Source organism: Saccharothrix isguenensis, from assembly GCF_052936305.1.
Genome location: NZ_CP193626.1, coordinates 5,778,780 through 5,791,494, shown reverse-complemented (window position 1 = coordinate 5,791,494; position 12,715 = coordinate 5,778,780). Strand labels below are relative to the sequence as shown.

The 12,715-nt window shown below is 71.8% G+C and carries 11 protein-coding genes; 9 read left to right on the top strand and 2 right to left on the bottom strand.

Annotated features, from left to right (window positions below; translation table 11 throughout):
- The first annotated feature begins 1 nt into the window (after window position 1).
- On the top strand, window positions 2-598 hold the full coding sequence (locus ACRAKI_RS25585) for a TetR family transcriptional regulator (protein ID WP_447003061.1): 597 nt from the start codon (window positions 2-4) through the stop codon (window positions 596-598).
- 6 nt (window positions 599-604) lie between these two features.
- On the opposite strand, the gene ACRAKI_RS25580 is transcribed toward ACRAKI_RS25585, so the two are convergent.
- Complete coding sequence (locus ACRAKI_RS25580; RefSeq protein WP_447003060.1) at window positions 605-1,069, bottom strand: peroxiredoxin; 465 nt, start codon at window positions 1,067-1,069, stop codon at window positions 605-607.
- A gap of 109 nt (window positions 1,070-1,178) precedes the next feature.
- On the opposite strand from ACRAKI_RS25580, the gene ACRAKI_RS25575 reads away from it, so the two are divergent.
- The 6 genes from ACRAKI_RS25575 to treZ all read left to right on the top strand — a co-directional run bounded on the left by ACRAKI_RS25575 (window position 1,179) and on the right by treZ (window position 10,773).
- On the top strand, window positions 1,179-2,111 hold the full coding sequence (locus tag ACRAKI_RS25575; protein ID WP_447008509.1) for a LacI family DNA-binding transcriptional regulator: 933 nt from the start codon (window positions 1,179-1,181) through the stop codon (window positions 2,109-2,111).
- 119 nt (window positions 2,112-2,230) lie between these two features.
- Entirely contained in the window at window positions 2,231-4,120 is a 1,890-nt protein-coding gene (malQ, locus tag ACRAKI_RS25570) for a 4-alpha-glucanotransferase (RefSeq protein WP_447008508.1), read from the top strand.
- A 163-nt stretch (window positions 4,121-4,283) separates the two neighbouring features.
- Window positions 4,284-4,652 carry a hypothetical protein gene (locus ACRAKI_RS25565; RefSeq protein WP_447003059.1) on the top strand — a complete coding sequence of 123 codons (369 nt, stop codon included), beginning with the start codon at window positions 4,284-4,286 and terminating at the stop codon, window positions 4,650-4,652.
- A 51-nt stretch (window positions 4,653-4,703) separates the two neighbouring features.
- Complete coding sequence (gene glgX / locus ACRAKI_RS25560; protein ID WP_447003058.1) at window positions 4,704-6,827, top strand: glycogen debranching protein GlgX; 2,124 nt, start codon at window positions 4,704-4,706, stop codon at window positions 6,825-6,827.
- On the top strand, window positions 6,824-9,019 hold the full coding sequence (gene treY, locus ACRAKI_RS25555) for a malto-oligosyltrehalose synthase (protein WP_447003057.1): 2,196 nt from the start codon (window positions 6,824-6,826) through the stop codon (window positions 9,017-9,019). Before glgX ends, treY begins: the two co-directional genes overlap by 4 nt.
- Window positions 9,016-10,773 (top strand): malto-oligosyltrehalose trehalohydrolase, encoded by a 1,758-nt coding sequence (treZ, locus tag ACRAKI_RS25550; RefSeq protein ID WP_447003056.1) that lies wholly within the window; start codon window positions 9,016-9,018, stop codon window positions 10,771-10,773. The genes treY and treZ overlap by 4 nt, the downstream gene beginning before the upstream one ends.
- Here treZ and ACRAKI_RS25545 read toward each other — a convergent pair.
- On the bottom strand, window positions 10,733-11,323 hold the full coding sequence (locus ACRAKI_RS25545; RefSeq protein ID WP_447003055.1) for an ANTAR domain-containing protein: 591 nt from the start codon (window positions 11,321-11,323) through the stop codon (window positions 10,733-10,735). The genes treZ and ACRAKI_RS25545 overlap by 41 nt on opposite strands.
- Window positions 11,324-11,699: 376 nt before the next feature.
- On the opposite strand from ACRAKI_RS25545, the gene ACRAKI_RS25540 reads away from it, so the two are divergent.
- Both ACRAKI_RS25540 and ACRAKI_RS25535 read left to right on the top strand, forming a co-directional pair.
- Entirely contained in the window at window positions 11,700-11,882 is a 183-nt protein-coding gene (locus ACRAKI_RS25540; RefSeq protein ID WP_447003054.1) for a CsbD family protein, read from the top strand.
- Complete coding sequence (locus ACRAKI_RS25535) at window positions 11,866-12,498, top strand: UdgX family uracil-DNA binding protein (RefSeq protein ID WP_447003053.1); 633 nt, start codon at window positions 11,866-11,868, stop codon at window positions 12,496-12,498. The genes ACRAKI_RS25540 and ACRAKI_RS25535 overlap by 17 nt, the downstream gene beginning before the upstream one ends.
- Window positions 12,499-12,715 lie beyond the last annotated feature (217 nt).

The following is a 12,715-nucleotide window of genomic DNA, read 5'->3' as shown; positions in this document are numbered from 1 at the left end:
GGTGGCGCGGCGGACCGGGGCGACGCCCGAGCGGATCGTGGGCGCGGCCGTGCGGTTGTTCGCCGCCAAGGGGTTCGACGCGACGACGGTGCAGGAGGTCGTCGACGCCGCCTCCGTCACCAAGGGGGCGCTCTACCACTACTTCGGGTCCAAGGACGACCTGCTGTTCGAGATCTACCGGTCGCTGATCGGCCGCCAGATGGCCGACCTCGACCGGATCGTGTCGGCCCGGCTCGACGCCGCGACCACCGTGCGGCGGATCGTGGTCAGCCTGGTCGAGACGACCGCCGAGAGCGTGGACGAGACGGCGGTGTTCGTGCGCGAGATGCACCGGCTGGGCGCGGACCGGATGGCGAGCTTCCGGGCGGAGCGGCGGCGCTACCACGAGACGTTCCGCTCGGTGGTGGAGCAGGCGCAGGCCACCGGCGAGTTCAGCTCCGCCGTGCCGGCCGACACCACCGTGCTGATCGCCCTGGGCGTGGTCAACCAGCTGCCCACCTGGTACCGGCCGGACGGGCCCAAGTCGCCCACCCGGCTCGGCGCCGAGATCGCCGACTTCGTCCTCGCCGGCCTCAGGCCCGAAGCCCCCGGCCGGTGAGGGGGGTCAGGCGGACTTCTCGGCCCGCTGACGCAGCACGGTCAGCGCCTTGTCGGCGTGGGCGTTCATGGCGAACTCGGATTTGATGACTTCGATCACGGTCCGGTCGGTGTCGATGACGAACGTGTGCCGCTTCACCGGCAGCGGCCCGAGCTTGCGCTTGACGCCGAACGCCTCCGCCACCCCGCCGTCGCCGTCCGACAGCAGCGGGTAGCCGAAGTCGTGCTTGTCGGCGAACTCCTTCTGCCGCTCCACCGAGTCGCGGCTGATCCCCACCCGCTGCGCCCCGACCTCGGCGAACTCCGCCGCCAGGTCGCGGAAGTGGCAGCTCTCCGCCGTGCACCCGGAGGTCATCGCGGCGGGGTAGAAGAACAGCACCACGGGGCCGCCGCCGAGCAGGTCGGACAGCCTGCGGGGGGTGCCGTCCTGGTCGGGCAGGGTGAAGTCGGGTGCCTGGTCGCCGGGCTTCATGTACGTCCTTCCGGAGGGTGTCGATCACGTCTCGCACGGTGCTCGCGACAAGGCAACCGTACGGTTCTCGCTAATCTCGTACCAGGCCGGGAGGTGTGAGTTGACGAGCATGTCCGACGTGGCGCGGGCCGCCGGGGTGTCCGCGGCGACGGTGTCGCGCGCGCTGCGCGGCGAGCCCGGCGTCTCCGAGGCGACCCGCCGGTACGTCACCGAGGTCGCCAAGAAGATGCGGTACGCGATCGCGCGGGACGCGTCCAGCCTCGCGGGCGGCCGGCGGTACGCCATCGCGGTGCTCACCGCCGACGTCGCGCGCGGCGACCTGCTCGCGGGCGCGGAGGGCGCGTTGCGCCGGGCCGGGTACGACGTGCTGCTCTACGTGCTCAAGGACGCCGACGCGCGCCGCCGGTTCTTCGAGGAGCTGCCGCTGGGCCGGCGGGTGGACGGCGTGCTGGCCCTGTCGGTGCACCTCACGGAGGCCGAGGACACCGCGCTCAAGAGCCTGGACGTGCCCGTGGTCCCGGTCCGCGACGAGGACCTGCGGGAGGCGCTGCGGCTGGCCGTCGGCCACCTCACGGGGCTGGGGCACCGGGACGTCGCGCTGGTGCTGGCCGGCGACATCGACGAGTTCTACGACGAGCTGCTGGTCGCCGAGGGCCTGTCGGTGCGTCCCGAGTGGACGCTGTGGTCGTCCTCCACGGTCGCGGGCGGCGAGCAGGTGGTGGACGCGCTGCTGGACGCCGAGAGCCTGCCGACCGCCGTCATCACCACCAGCGGCGAGGTGGCCCTGGGCGTGTTCCTGCGGCTTCGCCGCGACGGCCGCGACGTGCCCGGCGACGTGTCCATCGTCAGCCTGGAGGGGCCGGACCTGGCCCGCGCGGTGGGCATCACGGCGGTCGAGGGCGCCTGGCGGGAACGCGGCGAGCACGCCGTGGAGGTGCTGCTGGCCGGCCTGCGCGGCGAGGACCACGAGACCGGGCCGCCGTCGGTGCACCTCGTGGTGCGCGCCTCGACCGGCCCGAAGCCGGAACGGGCGAATTCGTGACGTCCAGGTTTGGGATCACTCACCTGGGTTATTAACCAGGGGCAAGATCCTGCAACCTTCGGGTGACCACTCGTCACCGCACTGGATTCGACTCGACGGAGAAGGCGAAGCTGTCCGACGTGGACGACGAGCTGGCGGCACTGGCCGAGGCCCACGGCGTGGCCACCTACTACGAGGACGCGGGACAACGCCGTGCGGACGTCGACCCCGACGTGGTGGTGGCCGTCCTCGCGCAGTTGGACGTGGACGCCTCGACGCCGGAGGCGGTGCGCCGCGCGCTCGCCGCGCCCGAACGACCACCCGCGACGGTCGTCCTGCGCGAGGGTGACGTGCTGGAGGAGACGGGTGCGGTCGACCTGGAGGACGGTGGACGGCAGGAGCTGCCCGCCGCGCTCCCGCTCGGCTACCACCGGCTCGGCGACCGCACGGTCATCGTCGCCCCGCGCAAGCTCCGGCCGGTGCCCCGGTCGTGGGGTTGGATGCTCCAGCTGTACGCGATGCGGTCGGCCGACTCGTGGGGCATGGGCGACTACGGCGACCTGGCGACGTTGGCCCGGCGCAGTGCCGCCGAGCTGGACGCGGGCGTGCTGCTGGTCAACCCGGTGCAGGCGATCAGCCCCACCTCGCCGGTCGAGCGGTCCCCCTACTCGCCGTCGAGCCGCCGCTTCGCCAACCCGCTCTACCTGCGGATCTCCGACATCCCGGCCTACGCGGACGCCGATCCGGAGACCCGCGCGGAGATCGACGCGCTGCGCCCGCCGAACGACACCGACTTGATCGACTACGACGCCGTGTGGTCGGCGAAGGCCCGTGCGCTGGAACTGCTCTGGCGGCGCCAGGAGCACCACGCGCCCGAAGGCGACCTGCTCGACTTCGCCCGGTTCTGCGCGCTCGCCGAGGTGCACGGGCCGGACTGGCGCGAGTGGCCCCCCGAGCAGCAGGACCCGGCCACGGCCACCGCCGATCCCGAACGGGTGGCGTTCCACGCGTGGCTCCAGGAGCTGTGCGAGCAGCAGCTCGCCGCCGCACGCCGGGCCGCGCACGACGCGGGCATGCCCGTGGGCGTCGTCCACGACCTGCCGGTGGGCGTGAACCCCGGCGGCGCGGACACGTGGGCCGTGCGCGACGCGTTCGCCGCCGACGTCACGGTCGGCGCGCCACCGGACGCGTTCAGCGGCCTGGGACAGGACTGGGGCCTGCCGCCGTGGCGGCCCGACCGGCTCGCCGAACAGGGCTACGAGCCGTTCCGCGCCGTGGTGCGCAGCGTGCTGCGGCACGCGGACGGCATCCGCATCGACCACGTGGCGGGCCTGTGGCGGCTGTGGTGGATCCCGCCGGGCGAGCCGCCCAAGCGGGGCACCTACGTCCACTACGACTCCGAAGCGATGCTCGCGGTGCTGACCCTGGAGGCGCACCGCGCTCGGGCGGTCGTGGTGGGGGAGGACCTGGGCACGATCGAGCCGAAGGTCACCGCGGCGTTGCACGAGCACGGCGTCCTCAGCTCGGCGGTGCTGTGGTTCCAGCGGGAGTACGACCTGCCGGACCACCCGCTGATCCCGCCGGAGAAGTGGACCGCGTCGGCGATGGCCAGCATCTCCACCCACGACCTGCCGACCGTGGCCGGGTTCCTCGCCGCCGAACACGTTCGGGTGCGAGCGGAGCTGGATCGGTTTGACGGGCCGGTCGAGGGGGAATACCGGGCCGCCGAGCGCGAGCGCGGCGAATTGCTCGAACTCCTCAAGCAGGAAGGCGTGGATGCCGATGACTTGGTTACCGCGTTCCACGCCCTGCTCGCGAAGGCCCGTTCCGTGCTCGTGCTGACATCGCCACAGGATGCGCTGGGCGAGACCCGCCAGCCCAACCTGCCGGGCACCACCGACCAGTACCCGAACTGGCGCATCCCGCTGCCCGTCGGGCTCGACGACCTGTTCGCCGACCCGAGGGTGCGCCGCGTCGCCGCCGTGCTGGCCGAAGGTCGCACCCCCCGGGTCGGCGGTGGCCGCCCGTGAAGCACGCGTACGCGGAGCACACGTCCGCGAACGACGCGTACGTGAATCAGTTGCACGTAAAGCACTTGCACGCGAAGCGGAACACCCACGTCACAGCGCGCGGCCCAGCCGCGAGGTATCGTCAAGCCGTCACCCGCGCCATGGTTGGAGGTGGCATTCACCCGTGAACACCGAATTGGTGTACCGCACCGGGATGGTGCCCGAACAAAGCACCCCACAAGGTCCCACCGCTCCGCTCCCCACCCCGCAGAGCAGCCCGGCGGACGCGCTCGAAGCGACCGTCGAGCGTGTCCTGATGGCGGTCCGGCCGTCCAATCTGGCCGATCCGCTGTCCGGCACCCGCCACGCCGAGGAATCCCTGCGCGCCGCCCTCCGGCGCGTCGACCAGACCTCGGACGACGCCCTGGCCCAGGCCGTGGCCTGCGCCGAAGCCGCCTGCGAACACCTGCGCTACGCCGAACTCCAGGAGGCCCGCCTGCTGCTGGTGGCCGCACGCGGCCAACTCGCCAGGTCACACACCGGTAGTAGTTGACCCTGCAGAACGACGCGGGTCGGATCGTCCCTGCTCGTCCCGGAGGAATCTTTGCGGCCCTGGCCCGGAACGCCCTACCCGCTCGGCGCGACCTACGACGGCGTCGGCACCAACTTCGCCCTGTTCTCGGAGGTCGCCGACCACGTCGAGCTGTGCCTGTTCGACGACGACGGCGCCGAGACCCGGTTGCGACTACCCGAAGTGGACGGTTTCGTCCACCACGGTTACATCCTGGGCGTCGGCCCAGGGCAGAAGTACGGTTATCGCGTGCACGGCCCGCACGACCCGAAGCGCGGGCTGCGGTGCAACCCGAACAAGCTGCTGATAGACCCGTACGCCAAGGCGATCGCGGGTGACATCGACTGGCACGAGTCGCTCTTCGGCTACGAGTTCGGCCACCCGGACGTCCGCAACGACCAGGACTCGGTCGGTCACGTGCCGCTGTCGGTCGTGGTCAACCCGTTCTTCGACTGGGCCAACGACCGGCCCCCGAAGACGCCGTACAACGAGACTGTCATCTACGAGGCCCACGTGCGCGGCCTGACCATGCACCACCCGGAGGTGCCGCAGAGCCTGCGCGGCACGTACGCGGGTCTGGCGCACCCGGCGGTGATCGACCACCTCCACAGCCTCGGCGTCACGGCGATCGAGCTGATGCCGGTGCACCAGTTCGTCACCGACCACGGTCTCCAGCAGAAGGGCCTGCGCAACTACTGGGGTTACAACACGATCGGGTTCTTCGCGCCGCATGCCGGTTACACCGCGATGCCCGAGACGGCGAACCAGGTGCAGGAGTTCAAGGGCATGGTGCGCGCCCTGCACGAGGCGAACATCGAGGTCATCCTCGACGTGGTCTACAACCACACCGCCGAGGGCAACCACCTGGGCCCCACGCTGTCCATGCGCGGCATCGACAACCAGGCGTACTACCGGCTGGAGGAAGACCAGCCGGAGTTCTACACCGACTACACCGGCACCGGGAACTCGCTGAACGTCCGCAGCCCGCACACCCTCCAGCTGATCATGGACTCGCTGCGGTACTGGGTGACCGAGATGCGGGTGGACGGGTTCCGGTTCGACCTGGCCGCCACCCTGGCGCGCGAGTTCTACGACGTGGACCGGCTGTCGACGTTCTTCGACCTGGTGCAGCAGGACCCGGTGGTGAGCCAGGTGAAGCTGATCGCCGAGCCGTGGGACGTCGGGCCCGGCGGCTACCAGGTGGGCAACTTCCCGCCGTTGTGGACGGAGTGGAACGGCAAGTACCGGGACACCGTCCGCGACTTCTGGCGCGGTGAGCCGGCCACCCTGGGCGAGTTCGCGTCCCGCATCACCGGCTCGTCCGACCTCTACCAGGACGACGGCCGCCGCCCGTACGCGTCGATCAACTTCGTGACGGCGCACGACGGGTTCACGCTGCACGACCTCGTGTCGTACAACGAGAAGCACAACGAGGCCAACGGCGAGGACGGACGGGACGGCGCGGACGACAACCGGTCGTGGAACTGCGGCGTGGAAGGCCCGACGGACGACCCGGACGTGAACGACCTGCGGGCCAGGCAGCGGCGGAACATGCTCGCCACGTTGCTGCTGTCGCAGGGCGTGCCGATGCTGCTGCACGGTGACGAGCTGGGGCGCACGCAGGCGGGCAACAACAACGTCTACTGCCAGGACAACGAGCTGGCCTGGGTGGACTGGACGCTGGCGGAGAAGAACCGCGACCTGGTGGAGTTCACCTCCGCGCTGACCGCGTTCCGCCGGCAGCACCCCGTGCTGCGCCGGCGCCGGTTCTTCCAGGGCAAGCCGATCCGCAAGGGCGACGAACTCCGCGACATCGCCTGGTTCACGCCGTCGGGTGAAGAGATGACGGAGCAGAACTGGGGCGACGACTTCGGCCGCTGCGTCGTGGTGTTCCTCAACGGCGAAGGCATCCCGGACCTGGACCAGCGGGGGATGCGGGTGCTGGACGACTCGTTCCTGCTCGCGTTCAACGCCCACCACGAGGACATCGAGGTCACCCTCCCCGAGGAGGGTTACGGCCTCCAGTGGACTGTGGTGGTGGACACCGCGACCGGCGAGGTGACCGCGCCTGACCAGGGCGAACCGGTGCCGGCGGGCGCCACTGTCACGCTGACCGCGCGGTCGTTGGTCGTGCTCCAGCGGACGGGCCAGGAATGACGGGCGGACGGGGAGCGGAGCGGGATTCCGCCGGTGGAGCGGCGCCGGCGTCCACCTACCGGATCCAGTTCACCCCCGACTTCACCTTCGCCGACGCCGAAGCGGTGGTCGACTACCTGGACGCGCTGGGTGTCGGCGCGCTCTACGCGTCGCCGGTGCTGGAGGCGGTGCCCGGCTCGACGCACGGCTACGACGTGGTCGACCCGACGCGGGCCCGTGAGGAGTTGGGCGGCGAGTCGGGCCGGGTCGCGCTGCACAAGGCGCTGAAGCGGGCCGGTCTCGGGTTCGTGGTGGACATCGTGCCCAACCACATGGCGGTCGGCCACGACGACGGCAACGCGTGGTGGTGGGACGTGCTCCGGCACGGCCGCGTCTCCCAGTACGCGAAGTACTTCGACGTCGACTGGGACTCCGGGCCGCTGCTGCTGCCGTTCGCCGCCGACCAGGACTCCGAGGAGGAGCACGAGCACTACCGGCTGGTGGACTGGCGGCGCGGCAACTCGGAGCTGAACTACCGGCGGTTCTTCGACATCACCTCGCTGGCCGCGGTGCGCGTCGAGGACCCGGAGGTGTTCGAGGCGACCCACGGCGAGGTGCTGCGGTGGGTGGCGGCGGGCGAGGTGACGGGGCTGCGGGTGGACCACCCGGACGGCCTGGCCGACCCCGGCGGGTACGCGCGGCGGCTGAAGGAGCGGTCGGGCGTGTGGCTGGTGGTCGAGAAGATCCTCGGTGCGGACGAGCGGCTGCCCGCGACGTGGCCGGTCGACGGCACCACCGGCTACGACGCGTTGCGCGAGGTGTGCGGGCTGTTCGTGGACCCGGCGGGCGAGGCGGGGTTCACCGCGCTGGCCGAGGAGTTCGGCGTGCCCACGGACTTCGCCGCGGTCGAGCACGAGTGCCGCGACCTGGTCACCCGCACCATCCTGCGCGCCGAGGTGCGCCGGATCGCGGCCCTGGTCCGTGACGTCGACCGCGAGCAGGCCGAGCAGGCCGTCGCCGAGGTGATGGTCCACTTCCCCGTCTACCGCTCCTACCTGCCCGAAGGCCTGGACGCGTGGGCGGCGGCGGTGAGCGCGGCGACGTCGCCGGCGGCGGCGGAGCTGGACCGGCAGGTGCGCGCCGAGCCGCACGGCGAGCTGGCCACCCGCGTCCAGCAGACGTCTGGGATGGTGGTCGCCAAGGGCACCGAGGACACCGCGTTCTACCGGTACAGCCGGTTCGTGGCGCTGAACGAGGTCGGCGGCGCGCCGGACCGGTTCGGCGTGCCGCCGGAGGAGTTCCACGCGCGGGCGGCGTTGCGCGAGTCCGGGTTCCCGGCGGCGATGACGGCGTTGTCGACGCACGACACCAAGCGGTCCGAGGACGTGCGGGCGCGGCTCGCGGTGCTGGCCGAGGTGCCCGACGAGTTCGCCGAGCTGGTCCGCCGGTGGGCCGCCGCGCACCCGATCGACGAGCCGTCGCTGGCCATGCTGGCGTGGCAGTCGCTGGTGGGCGCGTGGCCGATCACCGCCGACCGGATGCGCGGCTACCTGGACAAGGCGGCCAAGGAGTCGAAGGTCCGCACCACGTGGATCGACCACGACGAGGAGTTCGAGGCGGCCGTCGCGGCGTGGCCGGAGCAGGTGCTGGCCGGTCCGGTGGCGGCAGAGGTGGCGTCGTTCGTGGACCGGATCGTGGCGGCGGGCTGGTCCAACGCGCTGGGGCAGAAGCTGGTGCAGCTCACGGCGCCGGGCGTGCCGGACGTGTACCAGAGCACCGAGCTGTGGGACCTGTCGCTGGTCGACCCGGACAACCGGCGGCCGGTGGACTACGAGGTGCGGCGGCGGCTGCTGGCGCGGATCGAGGACGGCTGGCTGCCGGACGTGGACGACTCGGGCGCGGCCAAGCTCCTCGTCGTGCGGCGCGCGCTGCGGTTGCGTCGGGAACGGCCCGAGTTGTTCCGCGGCTACCGGCCGTTGTCGGCGTCGGGCACGGCCGCGTCGCACGTGGTCGCGTTCGAGCGGAACGGCCTGGTCGCGGTGGCGACCCGGCTCCCGGTCGGGTTGGCGGACGCGGGCGGCTGGGGTGACACGGTGCTGCCGCTGCCGCCCGGGGAGTGGACCGACGTGCTCACCTCCCGGCCCGCCGCGCCGCTGCTGACCGACCTGCTCGATCATTACCCGGTGGCACTGCTGGTCAGGGGAGATCGGTGACTTTCGCGGTGTGGGCGCCGTCGCACGAGCGCGTTCGGGTGCGGGTGGACGGTCGGGACCACGAGATGGCAGCCGGGGACGGCGGGTGGTGGCACGCGGACGTGTCCGAGCCCGTGGGAGCCGACTACGCCTTCCTGCTGGGCGACTCGGACGACGCGCTGCCCGATCCGCGCTCGCGGTGGCAGCCGGACGGCGTGCACGCGGCGTCGCGGGTGTACGACCACTCGGCGTTCACGTGGACCGACCAGGCGTGGACCGGGCGCGGGCTGCCGGGCGCGGTGGTCTACGAGCTGCACATCGGCACGTTCACGCCGGCCGGCACGTTCGACGGCGCGGTGGAGCGGCTGGACCACCTGGTGGAGCTGGGCGTCACGCACGTCGAGGTGATGCCGGTCAACTCGTTCGACGGCACGGCCGGCTGGGGCTACGACGGCGTGCTGTGGGGCGCGGTGCACGAGCCGTACGGCGGCCCCGACGGGTTCAAGCGGTTCGTGGACGCGTGCCACGGGCGGGGCCTGGCCGTGCTGCTGGACGTGGTCTACAACCACCTCGGGCCGTCCGGCGCGTACCTGGACCGGTTCGGGCCGTACTTCGCGGGCAGCAACGACTGGGGGCCGGGCCTCAACCTGGACGGCGAGGGCGCCGACGAGGTGCGCCGGTACGTGATCGACAACGCGCTGGGCTGGCTGCGGGACTTCCACGTGGACGGCCTGCGCCTGGACGCCGTGCACGCGCTGGTGGATCGCAGCGCGCTGCACGTGCTGGAGCAGTTGGCGGTCGAGGTGGACGCGCTGTCGGCCGCCGTGGGCCGTCCGCTGACGTTGATCGCCGAGTCGGACCTGAACGACGCCCGCCTGGTGACCGCGCGGGAGGGCGGCGGGTACGGGCTGCACGCGCAGTGGGCCGACGACCTGCACCACGCGCTGCACGTGGCGTTGAGCGGCGAGACGTTCGGCTACTACCCGGACTTCGAGGGCGCGTTGGGCCGGACGCTGCGGGACGTGTTCCTCCACACGGGCACGTGGTCGTCGTTCCGGGGGCGGCACCACGGCCGTCCGGTGGACCGGCACCGGCTGCCCGGCTACCGGTTCCTCGCGTACCTCCAGAACCACGACCAGGTCGGCAACCGCGCCACCGGGGACCGGCTGTCGGCGACGGTGTCGTGGCAGCGGCTGGCGGTGGGCGCGGCGATCGTGCTGTCGTCGCCGTACACGCCGATGATCTTCATGGGGGAGGAGTGGGCGGCGGGCACGCCGTGGCAGTTCTTCGCGTCGTTCCCGGACCCGGAGCTGGCCGAGGCGGTGCGCACCGGGCGGCGGCGCGAGTTCGGCCGGCACGGGTGGGGCGAGTCGGAGGTGCCCGACCCGATCGACCCCGAGACCGTGCGCCGGTCCACGCTGCGCTGGGACGAGGTGTCCGCGCCCGGCCACCGCGAGCTGTTCGACCTGTACCGGGCGTTGATCGCGCTGCGCCGGTCACGGCCGGAGCTGGCGGACCCGCGGCTGGACCGGTTCGTGGTGCGGGAAGAGGGATCGGTGCTGGTGCTGCACCGGGGTTCGCTGAGGGTGGTGTGCAACCTCGGGCCGGACGCCGAGGTCCGGCTCGACGCGTCGGTGGGCGAGGTGCTGCTGTCGTCGCCGCCGGTGGGGGCGGGGCTGGAGGTGGACGGGCAGGTGGTGCGCCTGCCCGCCGACTCCTTCGCGATCGTGGTGGTCAGTCCGCGGCTTCCGGGGCGAGCCAGCCCACCTCGGTGAGCTTCTCGGCGAGCTGCCGGCCGGCCAGCGCGACCTGGTCGGCCAGGTGTCTTCGCACCTCGGGCCGCTCGTCACCGGCGCGCCGGGCCGCGTCGTAGGCCGCGACCAGCCGACGTGCCGCGTGCACCACTTCGACGTTGTGCCACTCGTCGAAGTGGTGTCGCCGCGGCTCGACGGCACCAGTGGGCCGCCCTGCGGACTCGGTCGGTTCGGCGGGCTCCAGCGGCCCGACCGGTTCTGCCTGCTCTGCGGGGTCGACGGGCTCGGTGGTCGAGTGCACCGCGCGCACGGCGTGCTGCGGGCCCAGTTCGGCGGACAGGTCGAGCAGTTTCAGCGCGATGGTGTGCAGCTTCACGTTGTGGTGCTGCGACATCCGCACGAGCAGCTGGAAACCCTCCTGGGGCGTGCAGCCCTGCACGGCGGCTATCAAGCCGGTGGCCTGCCCGATCACGGTGCGCGTCTGCACCGCCTTGCGCAAGCCGGCGATCTCGGCCTCCAGGCCGGCGATCCGCGCGGTCAGCGAATCGTCACGGCCGTTGTCCCCGACCACGGTCGGGCTCCTCTCGCACGTCGGTACCGGTCAGCCAGGCCGGCAGTGCGAGAGCGTCCGGATACGCGGTCGCAGGCACAGGCAAGCCCACAGCTCTCGCTGACCCAGGGTCCCCTCGCGGGTGCCGGGTGGCTTGCGGCTGGCTTTTCAACCGCGTAGACGATCACCGTAGTAGAGGGCGGGCGGCCCGGCGAAATTGGAGGGGTTCAACGGGGCGGCAGAACCCGGAACTCATCCCCGTTTCAGGGCGGTGACCAGGCCTGATGGGCATTTCATGGGATTGTGACGAAGTGTGCGGTGATGAGGTCGGAGTTTCCCCGTCCGGGTGAGGGGTACTCCTGGACAGCAGGAAATGTCTGGAGAGAGGACCGGTCACATGGGTACCGAGGACAAGTTCAGCAACAAGGCTGAAGAGCTCAAGGGCCGGACGAAGGAAGCGGTCGGCGACGCGACCGACAACGAGCAGTGGCAGGCGGAGGGGCGCGCGGAGCGGGCCAAGGGCTCGATCAAGCAGGCCGGGGAGAAGGTCAAGGACGCCTTCCGTGGTGACAAGAGCTAAGACGACCTCCAGCGCCGCCACGTTCGTGCCCGAGGGCGCGGACTTGGCGGCGCTGCGACGTGCCGCCGCCGGGTGCGAGGGCTGCGAGCTGTACAAGCCGGCCACTCAGACGGTGTTCGGCGCGGGACCGGAGGACGCCCGGCTGGTGCTGGTCGGCGAGCAGCCGGGTGACGTGGAGGACCGGCAGGGCGAGCCGTTCGTCGGGCCCGCCGGCCGGCTGCTGGACAAGGCGTTGGACGAGGCGGACCTGGCCCGTGAGGGCGTCTACCTGACCAACGCGGTGAAGCACTTCAAGTTCGTGCCGGCGGAGCGGGGGAAGCGGCGCATCCACAAGACGCCGTCGCGCGGTGAGGTCGTCGCTTGCCTGCCGTGGCTGCACGCGGAGCTGTCGCAGGTGCGGCCGGACCTGGTCGTGTGCCTGGGTGCGACGGCGGCGAAGGCCGTGCTGGGGAGCGCGTACAAGGTGAGCGAGCGGCGAGGGCGGCTGGAGCACGTCGAGGACTACGACGTGATCGCTACCGTGCACCCGTCGTCGGTGCTCCGCGCTCCGGATCGTGACGAGGCGTACCGGGGTTTCCTGGCCGACCTGCGCGTGGTGCGCTCGCACTTGGGTTGACCGCGCTCCGCTCGATCGCGCGCGGGTGCTCTAGCTTCGGGTGCTCTCGACTGTGCTGCTCTCGGCGGGACGAGAACGTGAAGCGGCCCCCTGACCGCTTCCCGCACTCGGTGCGGGCCGAGCTGGACTGGGCTCGGGGTCACGGGGGCCGGGTGGCTGCCTGGGATTCGCCCAGACCACCTGGGAAAGGTCGGTCCTAGCGGACAGCCACCTCACG

Coding starts and splice junctions, on each gene's coding strand:
- ACRAKI_RS25580 (WP_447003060.1), bottom strand. CDS start 1,069: ATGAAGCCCGGCGACCAGGCACCCGACTTCACCCTGCCCGACCAGGAC.
- ACRAKI_RS25575 (WP_447008509.1), top strand. CDS start 1,179: ATGTCCGACGTGGCGCGGGCCGCCGGGGTGTCCGCGGCGACGGTGTCG.
- treY (WP_447003057.1), top strand. CDS start 6,824: ATGACGGGCGGACGGGGAGCGGAGCGGGATTCCGCCGGTGGAGCGGCG.
- ACRAKI_RS25540 (WP_447003054.1), top strand. CDS start 11,700: ATGGGTACCGAGGACAAGTTCAGCAACAAGGCTGAAGAGCTCAAGGGC.